The sequence below is a fragment of the Pseudomonas sp. G3-39 genome (genome assembly GCF_054790485.1).
The window spans coordinates 5,522,154-5,540,017 of sequence record NZ_CP186497.1 but is presented as its reverse complement, the minus strand read 5'-3'; the positions used below and the strand labels follow the sequence as shown (position 1 = coordinate 5,540,017).

Here is a 17,864-nt window from a genome sequence, read left to right as displayed (position 1 = left end):
AGCAAGCCCGCTCCCACAGGGAAATGCATTCCAATGTGGGAGCGAGCCTGCTCGCGAAGGGCGCGACTCGGCCTCAAGCCTGGCGATTGGCATACATCCGACACTCCGCCAACAACGCCAGCAAATTCGGATCACGCTCCTTGGCCTTCAAGAACACCACGCCAATGTGCTGCTGCAACCGATACTTCTCCTGCAACGGAATCAGCTTCACCCGGTTCTCGTACACCGCCGCAATCCTTCCTGGCAGCAACGCATAACCCACCCCCGAGCTGACCATGCTCAGCAGGGTGAAGATGTCGTTGACCTGCATCGCTACCTTCGGCTCGAACCCTGCCTGTTTAAATACCCGGATGCCGTCCTGATGGGTGGCGAAGCCTTGGGTCAGGGTGATAAAGGTTTCGTCGCGCACTTCAGCCAGATCGACTTCCTGACGCTGGGCGAATCTTGAGTCTGCCGGCGTGGCGAGGAAAATGTCGTCGGAAAACAGCGGGATCTGCTCGCAGTCCGGGTCGCTGACCGTGTCGTCCAGCGACACCAGAATCGCGTCGACTTCCATGTTCTTCAGCTTGTAGAACAGGTCGATATTCGAGCCGAGGATCAGGTCGATGTTGAGTTCGCTGCGGCGGATCTTCAGGCCCATGATCAGTTGCGGTACGGTCTTCACCGTCAGCGAATACAGCGAGCCGAGCTTGAAGCGTTCAGCGGAGAACCCGGCGGCCTCGCGGGTCAGGCGCACGCTTTCGACCACGTCCTGAATCAGCTTCTGCGCGCGTTCTTCGAGCACGTAGGCGCTTTCCAGTGGCGTCAGGTTGCGCCCTTCGTGCTTGAACAGCGGGCAGCGCAGGGCGCTTTCCAGCGAATGGATCGCCCGGTGCACGCTGACATTGCTGGTCTGCAACTCGACAGCGGCGCGCGCCAGGTTGCCGGTGCGCATGAAGGCGAGGAACACCTCGAGTTTTTTCAGGGTCAACTCTTCGTCGATCAGCATGGCGCGGACTCTTTTTGGTATCGACCGATTGTGCCCAATTACCGTGGCGTGCGCAGGTCCGCGTTGAACAGAAACATTGCGCTTTTACGCTCAAGGCCCGAGCCTTGCGCGCTGCGGTAACGAATAACGAGGTGAGCGACACATGTATCACGGGGAAAAACTCAACGCATGGACGCATCTGGTCGGGGCAGTGGCCGCATTTATCGGCGGCGTGTGGATGCTTGTGATTGCCAGCCTCGACGGCAGTCCGTGGAAAATTGTCAGCGTGGCGATCTACGCCTTTACCTTGCTGGTGCTCTACAGCGCCTCGACCGTGTACCACAGCGTGCGCGGGCGCAAGAAAGCGATCATGAAGAAGGTTGATCATTTCTCGATCTACCTGCTGATCGCCGGCAGCTACACGCCGTTCTGCCTGGTGACGCTGCGCGGGCCGTGGGGCTGGACGCTGTTCGGAATTGTCTGGGGGCTGGCGCTGATCGGCATCCTGCAGGAGATCAAACCACGCTCCGAAGCGCGAATCCTGTCGATCGTGATCTATGCGGTGATGGGCTGGATCGTGCTGGTGGCGGTCAAGCCGTTGATTGCGGCGTTGGGCACGACAGGCTTTGCCTGGCTGGCGTCGGGCGGGGTGTTGTACACCGTGGGCATTATCTTTTTTGCCCTGGATCACCGGTTACGGCATGCGCACGGGATCTGGCATTTGTTTGTGATCGCCGGGAGCCTGCTGCACTTTGTGGCGATTCTGTTTTACGTCCTTTAGAACATCACAAATCCTGTGGGAGCGGGCTTGCCCGCGATGACGGACTGTCAGTCACTCATGTGTTGATGGGGCCACCGCAATCGCTGGCAAGCCAGCTCCCACAGGGACCAGGGTTTGCAGTTGTATCTGCGCGCGTCTGCTGAATATCTGCAACAAGTCGCCGAGGGTATGCGGTGGCGGTTCGGTGGCGCGGGTCACTGCGTACAACGTGATCGGCAAGGGCGGCGCCAACGGGCGGATTACGGTGCTGGTCGGCGAAGCACCGAGTGCCGTGAAAGGGTCGATTACCGCCACGCCAGCCCCGGACTCCACCATCGCCCGCGCCAGCGAATACGTCTGCACGGCGATCCGCACGCGAGGCGATGGCTCGACCGCTTCCAGGTAGCTGTCGAGTCGGGCAGCCAGTGGGTCGGCGCTGGACAGCCCGATCAGCGGCGCTCCCGCCAACGCCATCAGCGGCAACGGCTGACCGGCGTCTTTCTCCGGCCAGTAACCTTTCGGCGCCAGCGCCACCAACACGCCCGATGCCAATGCCTGCGCCTTCAACCCTGGATGATCCGGCAACTGCAACGTCAGGGCCACGTCCACTTCGCGCATCAGCAGGTTCTGCATCAACTCGCGGCTGTGGGCACTGGACAGTTCGCAGGCGATGTCCGGGAATTGCGCCGTCCATTGCCGGATCGCCGGTGGCAGCAACGACAGGGCCAGCGCAGGAGTCGCGCCGATCCGCAGGCTGTGGCCGGGTTCGCGGCGCAGGCTCTGTGCCAGGCGCCGCACGCCCTGCAGACTTTCCGTGACCTTGTCGACTTCGCGCTCCAGCTCCAGCGCTTCCGGGGTCGCCTGCAATTTACCGCGCACCCGCAGAAACAACGGAAAGCCCAACTGCTGCTCGGCGTGCTGCAGCACTTTGGTCACCGCGGGTTGCGAGACGTGCAGCAATTGCGCAGCGGCGCTGACCGAGCCGGTCTGGCGGATGGCCTGGAAAATCTCGATGTGGCGAAGGCGCATGGCGAGTCCATAACCTTTGTTTATAGGTCTGGCATCTTTATTCATTGTTCGGCGCCTGTCACCTCACCCTAACCTCAGCCTCGTCTTCAAATAGAAATAGGGACGGACATGGCTCAGCGTGTGTGCATCATCGGCGGCGGCGTGATCGGGTTGGCAACGGCCTATGCGCTGGTGCGCGACGGTTTCGAAGTGACAGTGGTCGAGGCGCGGCAGTCGCTGGGCAGCGAAACCAGCTTCGCCAACGGCGGCCAGTTGTCCTACCGCTATGTGGCGCCGCTGGCCGATGCCGGCGTGCCGTTGCAGGCGATCGGCTGGATGCTGCGCGGCGACTCACCGCTCAAGCTGCGCCCGCGTCTGGACCCGGCGCAATGGCGCTGGATGGCGTCGTTTCTCGCCGCCTGCCGCACCTCGGTCAACCGCGAAAACGCGGCGCATCTGTTGCGTCTGGCGCTGTTCAGCCAGAGCACGCTGAAACGCTGGCGCGAGAATGACGGACTCACCGGTTTCAACTGGCGGCGCAACGGCAAACTGGTGACTTTCCGCAATGCCGTCAGTTTCGACCATGCGCGCAAGGGCCTGGCCGATCCGCAGCAACAACAGGTGTTGTCCGCCACCGAATGTGCGCAACTGGAACCGGCCTTGACCAAGGCGCCGTTTGTGGGCGCGATCTACACGCCGGATGAAGAAGTCGGCGACTGTCACGCCTTTTGCCAGCAGTTGGCGGTGCGATTGAAGGCGGCGGGCCGCTGCGAGTTTCGTCTCGGTCAGGCAGTCACCGGTATTCGTCACAGCCACGGCGCCGTCACCGCCATTGAGCTTGGCGACGAAACCCTGCCGGTCGACCAACTGGTGATCGCCGCCGGGCACCGAAGCTCTTTGCTGACGCTGCCCGGCCTGCACGTGCCGCTGTATCCGCTGAAGGGTTACAGCCTGACCGTGCCGATCGGCAACGGGCATCGGGCGCCGGACGTGAGCATCACCGACTACGACCGCAAGATCGTCTACGCGCGCATCGGCGAACAGTTACGGGTGGCGGCGATGGTGGACATCGTCGGTTTCGACCCGGCGGTAGATCCCGAGCGGCTGGCACTGATCAAGCGCCAGGCCCGCGACACCTTTCCCGATGCCGGCAATTACGACGCGGCTGTGGAGTGGGCGGGCATGCGCCCGGCCACCCCAACCGGCGTACCGTTGTTGGGCGCCACGGCGTATCGCAATCTGTGGCTCAACCTCGGCCACGGCGCGCTCGGTTTCACCCTGGCCTGCGGCAGCGGGCAGTTGCTCAGCGAACTGATCGGACAGCGGCGTACATCCATTGATCTGCACGGCTTCAATCCCCGTGCGGCGTGACGGTTTCTGCTAAAACACCCCAACCACAACGGAGAATAACAATGCAAAAAATCACGTTGCTCGGCTGCACACTGGCGCTGTTCATCGGCGCCCAGGCACAGGCCAATGAAGTGCCGCTGACCGGCGCGCTTGGCAAGATCGCCAGCGCCAACAGCATCACCCTGGGCTATCGCGATGCGTCGGTGCCGTTCTCGTATGTGGGCGATCACACCGGGCAGCCGATGGGGTATTCGGTGGAGCTGGCGGGCAAGATTGTCGAGCGGATCAAGCAGCAACTGGCGTTGCCGGAGCTGAAGGTGAAGTACAACCTGGTGACGTCGCAGACGCGGATTCCGCTGGTGCAGAACGGCACGGTTGATCTTGAGTGCGGCTCCACCGGGGTGACGGCCGAGCGGCAGAAACAGGTCGCGTTCTCCTACGGTTTCATCTACGTAAAAGGGCAGTTGCTGACCGCAAAGGACAGCGGTATTCACAGCTTCGATGACCTGCGCGGCAAGAACGTGGTGACCACCGCCGGCACCACCAACGAGCGCTATCTGAAGAGCTACAACCTCGACCACAAACTGAACATGTTCGTGATCAGCGCCAAGGATCACGGCGAGGCGTTCCAGATGCTGCAGTCGGGACGGGCAGCGGCCTTCTACATGGACGACGCATTGCTCTACGGCGAGCGGGCCAAGGCGCGGGACCCGCACAACTGGGTCGTGGTGGGGGAGGAACAATCGCGGGAAATCTACAGCTGCATGGTGCGCAAGGATGATCCGCCATTCCTCGCGCTGGTGAACGACGCGCTGGCCGATCTGTACAGCTCGGGGGAGATCAACGGGATCTACCGTAAGTGGTTCGAACAGCCGATCCCGCCAAAGGGGTTGAACCTGGAGTTTCCGATGACCAGCGAGTTGAAGGCGATCATTGCCAGGCCAGTCAGTGATCCGGTGGAGTGACAGTCAGACCGAGGGGAAGCTTTTCGCGAGCAAGCCCGCTCCCACAGTAGTTCTCGGGTGTACACAAAATTTGTGCTCACTGGAAATCCAATGTGGGAGCAACTGTCTTACTGCCACCATTCGTCACCGCCACTCTGTGCCGTCTCGCAGCATGGCATTCAATCTGATCAGCAGTATTCGCATACAGGCGATGAGCGCGACTTTCGCGCTCTTGCCCCGTTCTCTTAAGGATTCATAACGGGCCTTGAAGTCGGCTTGATGGCGGATAACGACCCAGCACGACATGTAAAGCGCACGTCTGACGCGCGCTCTCCCTCCGTAAATCTGACGTTTCCCGCTGTGATTTCCACTGTCGTCGTTGTAGGGGGCGATTCCCGCCAGTGCGGCGATCTCCCTGCGATCCAGCTCGCCGAGTTCGGGCAGATAAACCAACAAGCTGGCGGTCGCCACAGTGCCGATGCCTTTGACGGAGATAAGCCGATCGGCTTTTTCCGCATCCAGCTCACGCATGCTTTGATCGATGGCTTTGCCGAGCTGCTTGATCTGGGTTTGCAGGTAGCGAATATGGTCCCTGATCGCCTCTACAACCGCAGGCAACTGGGCCTGCTGCAGCCGGCGCTTGTTGTCGTCGCGCTGCTGGACGAAGTGCTCGCGTAATTGAATCAACTCGCGCAGGGCTTCACGCTCAGGCGAGATGGGCTTTTCGCGAGACGCATGCAGCGCTTCGGCAAAATCGGCGAGAACCGCCGCGTCGATGGGATCGGTTTTGGCGTTCTTGCCCATTGCTACGGCAAAGGCTCTGGCCCGGCGAGGATTGATCCTCAACACGCTGAAACTTGCCTGCTGCAATGCCGCCATGACCTTGCGTTCATAGCCGCCTGTGGCTTCCAGCAACACGCGGCCAACCGTGTACTGACCTAAACGCGCGACCAGCACATCAAAGCCTTCAATCGTATTGGGAACTTCAAAGCCGTCTTTCTGTGGTTGAACCCAGACGACCAGATTGGATTTGGAGATATCGATGCCGACCCAGGAAATCATGGCAAAACCCTCTTACACTCAGAAGTGAGAGTGCTCTGGCTTTGCCCACGCTTGTGATTCGAGTGGCGCTCGTCCAACTGTTCGGGCTTATGGGCCAGAGTAGAAAGGTGGATGGCAGCTTTGCTCCCACTCGTGCTTCAAGCACCGCGGACTCACAGCTTGCCATCCACCCCTCTCACCCCAGAGTTTATTCCCTTACTCAGACACAAGCGGGCTTGCTCGCGAAGAGGCCCTAGAAGTCACCCCAAAGCTGCTGAGCCACCGCCAGTGCAACCACTGGCGCAGTCTCGGTACGCAGCACACGTGGGCCGAGGCGGGCGGCGTGGAAACCGTTGCCCTTGGCTTGCTCGACTTCGGCGTCGGACAAGCCGCCCTCGGGGCCGATCAGGAACGCCAGGGTCGCCGGTTTGGCATGGCTGACCAACGGTTCCGCCACCGGGTGCAGCACCAGTTTCAGCTCGGCTTCGGTCTGTTTCAACCAGTCCGCCAGCAGCACCGGCGGATGAATCACCGGCACCCGCGAACGCCCGCACTGCTCACAGGCGCTGATTGCCACCTGACGCCAGTGCAGCAGGCGTTTGTCGGCGCGTTCGTCCTTCAGGCGCACTTCGCAGCGGTCGCTGAAGATCGGGGTGATTTCCGTCACGCCCAGCTCGGTGGCTTTCTGGATCGCCCAGTCCATCCGTTCGCCACGGGACAGGCCCTGGCCGAGGTGGATCTGCAGCGGCGATTCAATCTGCCCGGCTAACTGCTCGTCGATCTGCACGACGACGCGTTTCTTGCCGACTTCCACCAGCGAGCCGCGAAACTCATGGCCGGAACCGTCGAACAACTGCACCGCATCGCCCTCGGCCATGCGCAGCACGCGGCTGATGTAATGCGCCTGGGCTTCCGGCAGTTCGTGTTCGCCGGTGCTCAGGGGGGCGTCGATAAAGAAGCGGGACAGTCTCATTTCGGGTCTCTGGAAAGATGTGGATCAGTTGGATCGGTGTCGACTTCATTCGCGAGCAGGCTCGCTCCCACAGGGAAATGCATTCCAGGGTGGGAGCGAGCCTGCTCGCGAAAGCGGCAGTTCAGGCGCCACAAATTCTCAATCAGCCCGGATCGCGGAACCCCGGGTGGAAGTCCTTCGGCACCGCCACGTTGACGCTGTCCCGGGTGGCGATGTCGATGCCTTCGCTGGCGACTTCGGCGAGGAAGTCGATCTGCTCCGGGGTAATCACGTACGGCGGCAGGAAATACACCACGCTGCCCAGCGGACGCAGCAGCGCGCCACGCTCCAGCGCATGCTGGAACACCTTCAGGCCTCGTCGCTCCTGCCAAGGGTAGGCCTCTTTGGTGGCTTTATCCTTGACCATTTCGATCGCCAGCACCATGCCGGTCTGCCGCACTTCGCTGACATTCGGGTGATCGACCAGATGCGCAGTGGCCGAGGCCATGCGCCGGGCCAGTGCCTGGTTGTTCTCGATGACGTTGTCCTGCTCGAAGATATCCAGCGTCGCCAGCGCCGCCGCACAGGCCAGCGGGTTGCCGGTGTAGCTGTGCGAGTGGAGGAAGGCTCGCAGGGTCGGGTAGTCGTCGTAGAACGCGCTGTAGACCTCGTCGGTGGTCAGGCACGCTGCCAGCGGCAGATAGCCGCCGGTCAGGGCCTTGGACAGGCAGAGGAAGTCCGGGCGGATGCCGGCCTGCTCACACGCAAACATTGTCCCGGTGCGGCCGAAACCGACGGCGATTTCGTCGTGGATCAGGTGCACGCCGTAGCGGTCGCAGGCCTCGCGCAGCAGCTTGAGGTACACCGGGTGATACATGCGCATGCCGCCGGCGCCCTGAATCAACGGCTCGACGATGACTGCCGCAACGCTGTCATGATGTTCTGCCAAGGTTTGTTCCATGGCGGCGAACAGGTTGCGCGAATGTTCCTCCCAGCTCATGCCTTCGGGGCGCAGGTAGCAATCCGGGCTTGGCACCTTGATGGTGTCCATCAGCAGCGCTTTGTAGGTTTCGGTGAACAGCGGCACGTCGCCGACTGCCATCGCTGCCATGGTTTCGCCGTGGTAGCTGTTGGTCAGGGTGACGAAGCGTTTCTTGTTCGGCTGGTCGCGGTTGAGCCAGTAGTGAAAGCTCATTTTCAGCGCGACTTCGATGCAGGACGAACCGTTATCGGCGTAGAACACCCGATTCAGGCCTTCCGGGGTCATCTTCACCAGACGCTCGGACAGTTCGATCACCGGTTGATGGCTGAAACCGGCCAGAATCACGTGCTCCAGCTGATCGACCTGATCCTTGATGCGCTGGTTGATGCGCGGGTTGGCGTGGCCGAACACGTTGACCCACCAGGAGCTGACGGCGTCGAGGTAGCGCTTGCCTTCGAAGTCTTCGAGCCAGACGCCTTCGCCGCGTTTGATCGGGATCAGCGGCAGCTGTTCGTGGTCTTTCATCTGGGTGCAGGGATGCCACAGCACCGCGAGGTCGCGTTGCATCCACTGGTTATTCAGGCCCATTTACAGTCTCCTCGAGGCGGCTCGCGTCAGGCGCGGGCAAACAATCGCGCAAGCCTATGCAATGCATCGCGCCGGGACAACCCATTGCGTCGATTGAGCTACTTTGTATGGGCCGATAGACGTCGCTGGCGGCGTTTTGATGGCTGACGTATTCTTCGCGGTTCTTTGGGTCGTCTGACCCGCAAAACTGCTTTTTTCCTACGTGTATTTCCGGAGTTCGCTGAATGTCTGTCGGTTGGCTGCGCGCCTGTGCGCTGGTGATGTTGGGGCTGTTCAGCGTTACGGCGCTGGCCAAGGATAAAACCGCAATCGTGATCGGCGGCGGCCTGTCGGGCCTGACCGCGGCTTACGAGCTGCAGAACAAGGGCTGGCAGGTCACGCTGCTCGAAGCCAAGCCGAGCCTGGGCGGTCGCTCGGGCATGGCCACCAGCGAGTGGATCGGCAACGACAAGACCCAGCCGGTGCTGAACAAATACGTCTCGACCTTCAAGCTGGGCACCACGCCAGCCCCTGAATTCGTGCGTACCCCCGGTTATCTGATCGACGGCGAGTATTTCTCCGCAGCCGATCTGGCGACCAAGCAACCGGCCACCGCCGATGCCTTGAAGCGCTACCAGAAAACCCTCGACGATCTGGCCCGTTCGATCGACGACCCGCAGAACCCGGCCGCGACCAACACCCTGCATGCACTGGACCAGATCAACGTCTCGAGCTGGCTCGACAAGCAGAACCTGCCGGCCACCGCGCGTCAGCTGATCAACCAGGACATCCGCACCCACTACGACGAGCCTTCGCGCCTGTCGCTGCTGTATTTCGCCCAGCAGAACCGCGTGTATCGCGGCGTCTCCGACCGCGACCTGCGTGCTTCGCGTCTGGTCGGCGGCAGCCAGGTACTGGCCCAGGCCTTCGTCAAGCAGATCAAGACCATCAAGACCAACTCGCCGGTTTCCGCGATCACTCAGGACAAGGACGGCGTGACCGTCAAGGTCGGCAGTGTCGGCTACCAGGCTGACTACGTGGTGCTGGCCGTGCCGCTGCGTGCGCTGAACAAGATTGCGCTGACCCCGGCGCTGGACGCTCAGCACCTGGCCGGGATCAAGGGTACCAACTACGGCTGGCGCGACCAGATCATGTTGAAGTTCAAGACGCCTGTGTGGGAAAGCAAGGCGCGCATGTCCGGTGAGATCTACAGTAACGCCGGCCTCGGCATGCTCTGGATCGAGCCGGCGCTGAAAGGTGGCGCCAACGTGGTGATCAACCTGTCCGGCGACAATGCCCGCGTGATGCAAGCGTTCGGCGACAAGCAGATGGTCGATCAGGTGCTGATCCGTCTGCACGCGTTTTATCCACAGGCCCGTGGCTCGTTCACCGGCTATGAAATCCGTCGCTACAGCACCGACCCGTCGATGGGCGGCGCCTACCTGGCTTACGGCCCGGGCCAGATCAGCAAGTTCTGGCGCATGTGGGAGCGCCCACTGCAACGCGTAGCGTTTGCCGGCGAGCACACCGACACTCTGTATCCGGGCACTCTGGAAGGCGCGCTGCGCACCGGTCAGCGTGCGGCCAGTCAGGTTGAAGACCTGGCTGCCGGCAAGTCGTTTGAACCGGTCAAAGTGGTTCCGGCCGCAGCAGCGGCAGGCGCGGCGGGTGCCGTGGCGGCGAAGAAGGGCAACTTCTTCAGCAACCTGTTTGGCGGTTCGGATGACGAGAAGAAGCCAGAACCTGTGAAGGCGCCTGAACCGGCTCCAGCGCCAGTGACTCCAGCGCCTGCACCGGCTCCGGCACCTGCGCCAGCACCAGTGGAAGCACCGAAACCCGCCGCTCCGGTGAAATCCGAGCCGGCGAAGAAAGTGCCAGCCAAGCCTGCGGCGAAGAAGCCAGCAGCGAAAACCGAGGCGAAAAAGGCCCCGGCCAAGCCTGCGGCGAAAAAGGCTGAGCCGGCGAAGAAGTCAGCGGCCAAGCCTGCTGCAACCCCGGCTCCGGCGGCGGGCACGGACAGCAAAGCGCAGTAAGGCTTTGCGGTGAATGAAAAGCGCGGCTCAGGCCGCGCTTTTTTATTGCCTGTGAGAACCTCATCGCGGGCAAGCCCGCTCCCACAGGTTTTGCGGTGAGCGCAGAGTTTGTGTGCGCTATTGTCCACTGTGGGAGCGGGCTTGCCCGCGATGAGGCCTGTTCAAACAGCACATCATCAGGATCTTCCACCTGACATCCCGCCACACTTTCCCGTTTAATCTTTCCTTAACAAGCCACTTACAGACTCTTGATCGTATTTCTCGATATTTCAAAGCAAAATTTTCCGCTTTAATTCGATAGATAACTCGCTAGTCTTGGTTCGCAGTTCTCACAGGATTTGGGCAATGCAGCTACGTAACTCTGCTTCACGCTATGGTTGGGTCAGCATCTTCATGCACTGGGGCGTGGCGCTGGCGGTCTTCGGGCTGTTCGCGCTGGGTCTGTGGATGGTGGGGCTGGATTACTACAGCAGCTGGCGCAAAGACGCGCCGGATCTGCACAAGAGCATCGGTCTGGTGCTGCTGGGTGTGATGGTGTTGCGGGTGTTGTGGCGCTTTATCAGCCCACCGCCACCGACGCTGCAAAGCTACAGCCGCATGACCCGCATCGGCGCCAAATTCGGCCACGGGTTTCTGTACGTCGGGCTGTTCGCTGTGATGCTTGCCGGTTACCTGATTTCCACCGCAGACGGTGTCGGGATCCCGGTGTTTGGCCTGTTTGAAGTTCCTGCACTGGTTTCCGGGCTACCGGATCAGGCAGACACCGCTGGGGTGATTCATCTCTGGCTGGCATGGGCGCTGGTAATTTTTTCCGGTCTCCATGCGTTGGCAGCATTGAAGCACCACTTTATCGATCGTGATGCGACCCTCACTCGAATGCTCGGTCGCAAAGCCTGAAATTCAACCTCGACTCAAAGGAAAAGAAAGCATGTTGAAAAAGACTCTGGCCGCTCTGGCAATTGGTTCGGCCGTACTGTCCGCGAACGTGATGGCTGCTGATTACACCGTCGACAAGGAAGGCCAGCACGCTTTCGTCGACTTCAAGATCAGCCACCTGGGCTACAGCTACATCACCGGTACCTTCAAGGACATCGACGGCAAGTTCAGCTTTGACGCCGCCAAGCCTGAAGACAGCAAAATCGAATTCAACGTGAAAACCGCCAGCGTGTTCACCAACCACGCCGAGCGCGACAAGCACATCTCCAGCAAAGACTTCCTGGATGTGGGCAAATACGCTGACGCCAAGTTCGTCTCCACCAGCGTCAAATCCACCGGCAAGAACGCCGATGGCAAAGACACTGCCGACGTGACCGGCGACCTGACCCTGCACGGCGTGACCAAGCCAATCGTGGTCAAGGCTGTGTTCCTTGGCGAAGGCAAGGATCCATGGGGCGGCTACCGTGCCGGCTTTGAAGGCACCACCAGCATCAAGCGCTCTGATTTCGGCAAGATGATGGATCTGGGTCCACAGTCCGACAAGGTCGACCTGTACATCTCGTTCGAAGGTGTGAAAGCGAAGTAATTTTCGCCGCCATACAAAAACGCCCCCGGTCGTAAGGCCGGGGGCGTTTTTTATTGCCTGCCACGCCCCTTGTGGAAGCGAGCCTGCTCGCGAAAGCGGTCATTCAGTCAACATCATTGCTGACTGATCCGCCGCCTTCGCGAGCAGGCTCGCTCCCACAGGGGATATGCAGTGATTCAGGGATATTCGTGACGGCATAAAAAAATGCCCCGGCTCTTTCGAACCGGGGCATTTTTCATTGCCGCGATAACTCAGCGATTGCGGGTCAGCAAGGCTGGTTTTTCGCCGCGCGGGCGGGTCGGCAGTTGATCGAGCTGCTCAGGTGTCGGGAAGCGGTCTGCCTTGGACTCCTTGTGCATGATCTTCGGCCCGGTGCTGCGCGGGTTCTGCACGGCCGGTTCGGCGCGTTGCTGATCGTCGCGAGCCGGGCGGCGGTTGCGCGAGGACTCGTCACGACGGCCCTGGCCATCACGCGGAGCACCGTTGCGCGGGCCGTTGCGTTTGCCCGGCGGGGTGCCGGTGCTCGAACCGTTGCTGTTGCGCGGACCGTTCTGGCGACCTTGCGACTGACCACCGCGTGGAGCGCCTGCGCCTGCGCCTGCACTTTGTGCCGGAGCACCCGGACGACGACCGCGGCCACCGGCTGGAGCAGCTTTCGGCACGTAATCGACGCGGTTACCGAAGTTATCGATATCGTCGTCGAGGAACTCGTCCGGTGCACGATCAGCCGCCGCGCGTGGTGGCTGGCTCGGACGCTGTTCGCGGGCCGGGGTGCCTTCGCGTGGTTTCTGCTGACGGGCAGGGCGCTCGCCGCGTTCGCCGGCGGGTTTTTCCTTGCCCTTGTCTTTGCCTTTGTCTTTACGACCGCCGCCACCGCCGCCGCCATTCGGACCGTCGCCGCGCGGGCCACGGGAGTTGCGCGGGTTGCGCATGTCCGGGCGCTCGCGCACTTCAGGCTTCTCGGCCTCGATGGTGCTGGCATCGAAGCCCATCAGGTCGCCGTCGGCGATTTTCTGCTTGGTCATGCGTTCGATGCTTTTCAGCAGTTTTTCTTCGTCCGGGGCCACCAGCGAGATCGCCTCGCCCGAACGACCGGCGCGGCCAGTACGGCCGATACGGTGCACATAGTCTTCATCGACGTTCGGCAGTTCGAAGTTGACCACGTGTGGCAACTGATCGATGTCCAGACCGCGCGCGGCGATGTCGGTCGCGACCAGGATGCGCACTTCACCGGCCTTGAAGTCGGCCAGGGCTTTGGTGCGGGCGTTCTGGCTCTTGTTACCGTGGATCGCCACAGCCGGCAGGCCGTGCTTGTCCAGGTACTCGGCCAGACGGTTGGCGCCGTGCTTGGTGCGGGTGAACACCAGTACCTGTTCCCAGGCACCGGCGGTGATCAGGTGCGCCAGCAGGGCACGCTTGTGGCTGGCCGGCAGACGGAACACGCGTTGCTCGATGCGCTCGACCGTGGTGTTCGGCGGCGTGACTTCGATGCGTTCCGGGTTGTGCAGCAGCTTGCCGGCAAGATCGGTGATGTCTTTGGAGAACGTTGCCGAGAACAGCAGGTTCTGACGCTTGGCCGGCAGACGCGCGAGGACTTTCTTCACGTCGTGGACGAAGCCCATATCGAGCATGCGGTCGGCTTCGTCGAGCACGAGGATTTCGACGTGGGACAGATCGACGCTGCCCTGGCCGGCGAGGTCGAGCAGACGACCCGGGCACGCGACGAGCACGTCAACGCCACGGGACATGGCCTGAACCTGCGGATTCATGCCGACGCCGCCGAAGATGCAGGCGCTGACGAATTTCAGGTCACGGGCGTAGATCTTGAAGCTCTCGTGTACCTGGGCCGCGAGTTCGCGGGTCGGGGTCAGGACCAGAACGCGCGGTTGGCGCGGGCCATGACGCTGGGATTTGTCCGGGTGACCGTTGGGGAACAACCGCTCCAGGATCGGAAGGGCGAAACCGCCGGTTTTACCGGTACCTGTCTGTGCCGCAACCATCAGGTCGCGACCTTGCAACACGGCGGGAATGGCCCGCTGTTGCACCGGAGTAGGCTCGGTATAGCCCGCATCTTCGATGGCACGGACTAAAGCCTCGGAGAGACCGAGGGAAGCAAAGGACATGAGTAATCCTGTTTTAGTTAGGGCTTGGCCCAATGGGAGTCTTGCCTGGCGCGAATCGCGTTTAAGAGGACGCGATCCCGTCCGGTCCTGCTGCGGTTCCGAAGGCACGTCAGGAGCGCTCGCGCGGGCTGAAAGCTGCGCTGTAGCGGGTCGAGAGGCCTGTTACGGTTCCGGGCGTCCGGGCGTGAGCCTGGCGGGAACGCCGGAGTATAACAGAGCAATCACTGCGCGCTGCTTTCCTGCTGCTCAACGGTTTTGCGGCTGGCCGAGGCGTTGCCCAGCGGCACGGCATCGACCGGGGCTGCGCCGTAGCGTGCGCTGAGCTCGGCGTAGGCCGGTTCGCGCTTGAAACGCTTGAGTTCGGCACCGAAACGCGCCACCAGCAAGTCCATCCCGGCATTGCGTCGAACCGCCAGATATTGGCTCTGACGGCTGATGACCGTGGGGTTTTCGGTGATTTGATCGCGAATATTCAGTTGATCGAGCAAATGCTGACCCACGCGGCGATCGGTGATCAGCAAGTCGATGCGTCCGCGCAGCAGTTTGCCGAAGTTGGCTTCGTGGGTCGGTGCCGGTTCACGGGTGAACAGTGTCGACTGACTGAAATCCGGGCTGTACAGATAGCCCGGCGAAGTGCCGATGGTCAGGCCTTTGAGGTCTTCGAGCTGGCGGAACGGATGGGGACGGTCGTTGGCGTAGAACATCACGAACTCGACGTCCGACAGCGGTTCGATGGGGTAGAGCAGGGTGGCATCGCGCTCGTCGCTGTGAAAGATGTCCAGTGCGCCGTCGGCCTGGCCGGTCTCGAGCATCGACAGGCAGCGCTTCCACGGCAGGAACTGCCACTCGACTTCGATTCCCAGACGCTTGAACACGATGGCGGTGGTTTCGTAATCCAGCCCGAGGTTCTTGCCATCCTCTTCGTAGACGTAAGGCGCCCACGGCTCGGTGACAATACGCAGCTTCTCGCCCCGAGCGGCAAAGCTCAGGCAAGCAAAAACCAGCACGGTGAGTAACTGCGCGAAAAAAGGCATGGCTTGAGATTACGACGAGAAACGCGAAAGAGCCAGAAAGTGCCTGCACAAGCTCTAATTCGGGGATTCAAAAGCAAAAAATCGCAGCAACGACACCCCTGTAGGAGCTGCCGAAGGCTGCGATCTTTTGATCTTTCTTTTAGTGCTTAACGTGGCAACTTCAGGTTATTCCAGATCGCCAGACTAGGCTCAGCCTGGTTCATGGAATAGAAGTGCAGCCCCGGTGCGCCACCCTGCAGCAGGCGTTCGCACATTTCGCTGACAACTTGCTCGCCGAAGCGCTGAATGCTCTGGCTGTCATCGCCGTAGGCTTCCAGTTGCTTGCGGATCCAGCGCGGAATTTCCGCACCGCAGGCATCGGAGAAACGCGCCAGCTTGCTGTAGTTGGTGATCGGCATGATCCCCGGCACGACTGGAATATCCACGCCCAGCGCCTGCAAACGGTCGACGAAGTAGAAGTAGCTGTCGGCGTTGAAGAAGTACTGGGTGATCGCACTGTCGGCGCCGGCGCGGGCCTTGCGCACGAAGTTGGCGAGATCGTCTTCGTAATTGCGCGCTTGCGGATGCATCTCCGGGTAAGCGGCAACTTCGATGTGGAAATGATCACCGGTTTCTTCACGAATGAATTCAACCAGTTCGTTGGCGTGACGCAGCTCGCCGCTGGTCATGCCCATGCCGGACGGCAGGTCACCGCGCAGCGCAACGATGCGCTTGATGCCGGCCGCCTTGTACTCGTTCAGCAGGCCGCGCAGGTCGTCCTTGCTGTCGCCGACGCACGACAGGTGCGGGGCGGCCGGTACTTTGACTTCGCTTTCCAGTTGCAGAACGGTGTTGAGGGTGCGATCACGGGTCGAACCACCAGCGCCATAGGTGCAGGAGAAGAAGTCGGGGTTGTACGTTGCCAACTGACGGGCAACGTTGAGCAGTTTTTCATGCCCAGCATCGGTCTTGGTCGGGAAGAACTCGAAGCTGTAGCGACGGTCTTGGGACATGGGAAATACCCTTGGAAACACGAAGCCTGTGAGGCTTGCACCGCCCATGTGGGAGCGGGCTTGCTCGCGAAAGCGGCGGGTCAGGCAACATCAATGCTGAATGACAGACCGCTTTCGCGAGCAAGCCCGCTCCCACAGGGAGAGCAGGCCGCCGCGTCAATCAGTAGCGGTAAGCGTGCGGCTTGAACGGGCCTTCGACGGTGACGCCGATGTAGTCAGCCTGTTGCTTGGTCAGTTGAGTGACCACGCCGCCGAAGCCGCGCACCATTTCCAGGGCCACTTCTTCGTCGAGTTTCTTCGGCAGTACTTCAACGGTCAGACGCTCGGCTTTCTCGGCTGGCGACAGGTCGGCGTACTTCTGGCCGAACAGGAAGATCTGCGCCAGTACCTGGTTGGCGAACGAACCGTCCATGATGCGGCTCGGGTGACCGGTGGCGTTGCCCAGGTTCACCAGACGGCCTTCGGCCAGCAGGATCAGGTAGTCGTCGTTCTGCGCGTCGAAAGCGCCCGGGCCGGTACGGTGGATCTTGTGTACCTGTGGCTTCACTTCTTCCCATGCCCAGTTCTTGCGCATGAAAGCGGTGTCGATTTCGTTGTCGAAGTGACCGATGTTGCAGACAACAGCGCGCTTCTTCAGGGCTTTGAGCATGTTCGCGTCGCAAACATTGACGTTACCGGTGGTGGTCACGATCAGGTCGATCTTGCCCAGCAGCGCTTTGTCGATGCTCGCTTCGGTGCCGTTGTTGATGCCGTCGATGAACGGCGAAACCAGTTCGAAACCGTCCATGCAGGCCTGCATGGCGCAGATCGGGTCAACTTCGGAAACCTTGACGATCATGCCTTCCTGACGCAGGGACTGGGCCGAACCCTTACCCACGTCACCGTAACCGATGACCAGCGCTTGCTTGCCGGACAGCAGGTGGTCGGTACCACGCTTGATCGCATCGTTCAGGCTGTGACGGCAGCCGTACTTGTTGTCGTTCTTGGACTTGGTCACCGAGTCGTTGACGTTGATCGCAGGGATTTTCAGCTCGCCCTTGGCCAGCATGTCCAGCAGGCGGTGAACGCCAGTGGTGGTTTCTTCGGTCACGCCGTGAACGCGGTCCAGTACTTGTGGGTACTTGTCGTGCAGCAGCTGAGTCAGGTCGCCGCCGTCGTCGAGGATCATGTTGGCGTCCCATGGCTGGCCATCCTTCAGGATGGTCTGCTCCAGGCACCACTCGTACTCTTCTTCAGTCTCGCCTTTCCAGGCGAAAACCGGGATGCCGGCGGCAGCGATGGACGCAGCGGCCTGATCCTGAGTCGAGAAAATGTTGCAGGACGACCAGCGTACTTCGGCACCCAGGGCAACCAGGGTTTCGATCAGCACGGCAGTCTGAATGGTCATGTGGATGCAGCCGAGGATTTTCGCGCCCTTGAGCGGCTGCTCGGAGGCGTACTTGCGGCGCAGACCCATCAGGGCCGGCATTTCCGATTCGGCGATGATGGTTTCGCGACGGCCCCAGGCAGCCAGGGACATGTCGGCAACTTTGTAATCGTTAAAATCTGCAGGCGTGATAACAGCGCTCATGAAGAGCCTCCATTCGTAA

15 protein-coding genes are annotated in these 17,864 nt (G+C 61.1%); 6 read left to right on the top strand and 9 right to left on the bottom strand.

Annotated features, from left to right (window positions below):
- Nucleotides 1-73: 73 nt before the first annotated feature.
- A complete protein-coding gene (locus ACOYXG_RS25020; RefSeq protein ID WP_150370171.1) occupies nucleotides 74-988 on the bottom strand; it encodes a LysR family transcriptional regulator in 915 nt (304 codons plus the stop codon).
- 142 nt (nucleotides 989-1,130) lie between these two features.
- Here ACOYXG_RS25020 and trhA point away from each other — a divergent pair, with 142 nt between their 5' ends.
- A complete protein-coding gene (gene trhA, locus ACOYXG_RS25015) occupies nucleotides 1,131-1,748 on the top strand; it encodes a PAQR family membrane homeostasis protein TrhA (protein ID WP_047596560.1) in 618 nt (205 codons plus the stop codon).
- Between the two features lie 51 nt (nucleotides 1,749-1,799).
- On the opposite strand, the gene ACOYXG_RS25010 is transcribed toward trhA, so the two are convergent.
- A complete protein-coding gene (locus ACOYXG_RS25010) occupies nucleotides 1,800-2,756 on the bottom strand; it encodes a LysR family transcriptional regulator (RefSeq protein WP_460354549.1) in 957 nt (318 codons plus the stop codon).
- 108 nt (nucleotides 2,757-2,864) lie between these two features.
- Between ACOYXG_RS25010 and ACOYXG_RS25005 the strand changes: the two genes are divergently transcribed.
- A complete protein-coding gene (locus tag ACOYXG_RS25005) occupies nucleotides 2,865-4,106 on the top strand; it encodes a D-amino acid dehydrogenase (RefSeq protein ID WP_460354545.1) in 1,242 nt (413 codons plus the stop codon).
- Between the two features lie 41 nt (nucleotides 4,107-4,147).
- Nucleotides 4,148-5,050 carry a transporter substrate-binding domain-containing protein gene (locus tag ACOYXG_RS25000; RefSeq protein WP_027610600.1) on the top strand — a complete coding sequence of 301 codons (903 nt, stop codon included), beginning with the start codon at nucleotides 4,148-4,150 and terminating at the stop codon, nucleotides 5,048-5,050.
- Nucleotides 5,051-5,173: 123 nt separating this feature from the next.
- Here ACOYXG_RS25000 and ACOYXG_RS24995 read toward each other — a convergent pair whose 3' ends face one another.
- From ACOYXG_RS24995 to ACOYXG_RS24985, 3 genes are all read right to left on the bottom strand, one after another.
- Nucleotides 5,174-6,091, bottom strand: a complete 918-nt coding sequence (locus ACOYXG_RS24995) for an IS110 family transposase (protein WP_460354542.1) — start codon at nucleotides 6,089-6,091, stop codon at nucleotides 5,174-5,176.
- Nucleotides 6,092-6,323: 232 nt separating this feature from the next.
- Complete coding sequence (locus tag ACOYXG_RS24990; RefSeq protein ID WP_098966038.1) at nucleotides 6,324-7,043, bottom strand: 16S rRNA (uracil(1498)-N(3))-methyltransferase; 720 nt, start codon at nucleotides 7,041-7,043, stop codon at nucleotides 6,324-6,326.
- A 142-nt stretch (nucleotides 7,044-7,185) separates the two neighbouring features.
- Nucleotides 7,186-8,592, bottom strand: coding sequence for an adenosylmethionine--8-amino-7-oxononanoate transaminase (locus tag ACOYXG_RS24985; RefSeq protein ID WP_460354539.1), 1,407 nt, complete (start codon nucleotides 8,590-8,592; stop codon nucleotides 7,186-7,188).
- A 224-nt stretch (nucleotides 8,593-8,816) separates the two neighbouring features.
- Here ACOYXG_RS24985 and ACOYXG_RS24980 point away from each other — a divergent pair, with 224 nt between their 5' ends.
- From ACOYXG_RS24980 to ACOYXG_RS24970, 3 genes are all read left to right on the top strand, one after another.
- Nucleotides 8,817-10,604 (top strand): flavin monoamine oxidase family protein, encoded by a 1,788-nt coding sequence (locus tag ACOYXG_RS24980; RefSeq protein ID WP_460354536.1) that lies wholly within the window; start codon nucleotides 8,817-8,819, stop codon nucleotides 10,602-10,604.
- 345 nt (nucleotides 10,605-10,949) lie between these two features.
- Complete coding sequence (locus tag ACOYXG_RS24975; RefSeq protein ID WP_047596555.1) at nucleotides 10,950-11,501, top strand: cytochrome b; 552 nt, start codon at nucleotides 10,950-10,952, stop codon at nucleotides 11,499-11,501.
- A gap of 31 nt (nucleotides 11,502-11,532) precedes the next feature.
- Nucleotides 11,533-12,126, top strand: a complete 594-nt coding sequence (locus ACOYXG_RS24970) for a YceI family protein (RefSeq protein WP_096795740.1) — start codon at nucleotides 11,533-11,535, stop codon at nucleotides 12,124-12,126.
- A gap of 251 nt (nucleotides 12,127-12,377) precedes the next feature.
- Here ACOYXG_RS24970 and ACOYXG_RS24965 read toward each other — a convergent pair whose 3' ends face one another.
- The 4 genes from ACOYXG_RS24965 to ahcY form a co-directional block, all read right to left on the bottom strand.
- Entirely contained in the window at nucleotides 12,378-14,249 is a 1,872-nt protein-coding gene (locus ACOYXG_RS24965) for a DEAD/DEAH box helicase (protein WP_460354531.1), read from the bottom strand.
- A gap of 221 nt (nucleotides 14,250-14,470) precedes the next feature.
- Nucleotides 14,471-15,283: a substrate-binding periplasmic protein gene (locus ACOYXG_RS24960; RefSeq protein WP_123588961.1), complete on the bottom strand. Its 813-nt coding sequence runs from the start codon at nucleotides 15,281-15,283 to the stop codon at nucleotides 14,471-14,473.
- 146 nt (nucleotides 15,284-15,429) lie between these two features.
- Nucleotides 15,430-16,275, bottom strand: a complete 846-nt coding sequence (gene metF / locus ACOYXG_RS24955) for a methylenetetrahydrofolate reductase [NAD(P)H] (RefSeq protein WP_003229047.1) — start codon at nucleotides 16,273-16,275, stop codon at nucleotides 15,430-15,432.
- Nucleotides 16,276-16,435: 160 nt separating this feature from the next.
- Nucleotides 16,436-17,845 carry an adenosylhomocysteinase gene (gene ahcY / locus ACOYXG_RS24950; protein ID WP_027610609.1) on the bottom strand — a complete coding sequence of 470 codons (1,410 nt, stop codon included), beginning with the start codon at nucleotides 17,843-17,845 and terminating at the stop codon, nucleotides 16,436-16,438.
- Nucleotides 17,846-17,864: the final 19 nt, after the last annotated feature.

Coding starts and splice junctions, on each gene's coding strand:
- ACOYXG_RS25020 (WP_150370171.1), bottom strand. CDS start 988: ATGCTGATCGACGAAGAGTTGACCCTGAAAAAACTCGAGGTGTTCCTC.
- trhA (WP_047596560.1), top strand. CDS start 1,131: ATGTATCACGGGGAAAAACTCAACGCATGGACGCATCTGGTCGGGGCA.
- ACOYXG_RS25010 (WP_460354549.1), bottom strand. CDS start 2,756: ATGCGCCTTCGCCACATCGAGATTTTCCAGGCCATCCGCCAGACCGGC.
- ACOYXG_RS25005 (WP_460354545.1), top strand. CDS start 2,865: ATGGCTCAGCGTGTGTGCATCATCGGCGGCGGCGTGATCGGGTTGGCA.
- ACOYXG_RS25000 (WP_027610600.1), top strand. CDS start 4,148: ATGCAAAAAATCACGTTGCTCGGCTGCACACTGGCGCTGTTCATCGGC.
- ACOYXG_RS24995 (WP_460354542.1), bottom strand. CDS start 6,091: ATGATTTCCTGGGTCGGCATCGATATCTCCAAATCCAATCTGGTCGTC.
- ACOYXG_RS24990 (WP_098966038.1), bottom strand. CDS start 7,043: ATGAGACTGTCCCGCTTCTTTATCGACGCCCCCCTGAGCACCGGCGAA.
- ACOYXG_RS24985 (WP_460354539.1), bottom strand. CDS start 8,592: ATGGGCCTGAATAACCAGTGGATGCAACGCGACCTCGCGGTGCTGTGG.
- ACOYXG_RS24980 (WP_460354536.1), top strand. CDS start 8,817: ATGTCTGTCGGTTGGCTGCGCGCCTGTGCGCTGGTGATGTTGGGGCTG.
- ACOYXG_RS24975 (WP_047596555.1), top strand. CDS start 10,950: ATGCAGCTACGTAACTCTGCTTCACGCTATGGTTGGGTCAGCATCTTC.
- ACOYXG_RS24970 (WP_096795740.1), top strand. CDS start 11,533: ATGTTGAAAAAGACTCTGGCCGCTCTGGCAATTGGTTCGGCCGTACTG.
- ACOYXG_RS24965 (WP_460354531.1), bottom strand. CDS start 14,249: ATGTCCTTTGCTTCCCTCGGTCTCTCCGAGGCTTTAGTCCGTGCCATC.
- ACOYXG_RS24960 (WP_123588961.1), bottom strand. CDS start 15,283: ATGCCTTTTTTCGCGCAGTTACTCACCGTGCTGGTTTTTGCTTGCCTG.
- metF (WP_003229047.1), bottom strand. CDS start 16,275: ATGTCCCAAGACCGTCGCTACAGCTTCGAGTTCTTCCCGACCAAGACC.
- ahcY (WP_027610609.1), bottom strand. CDS start 17,845: ATGAGCGCTGTTATCACGCCTGCAGATTTTAACGATTACAAAGTTGCC.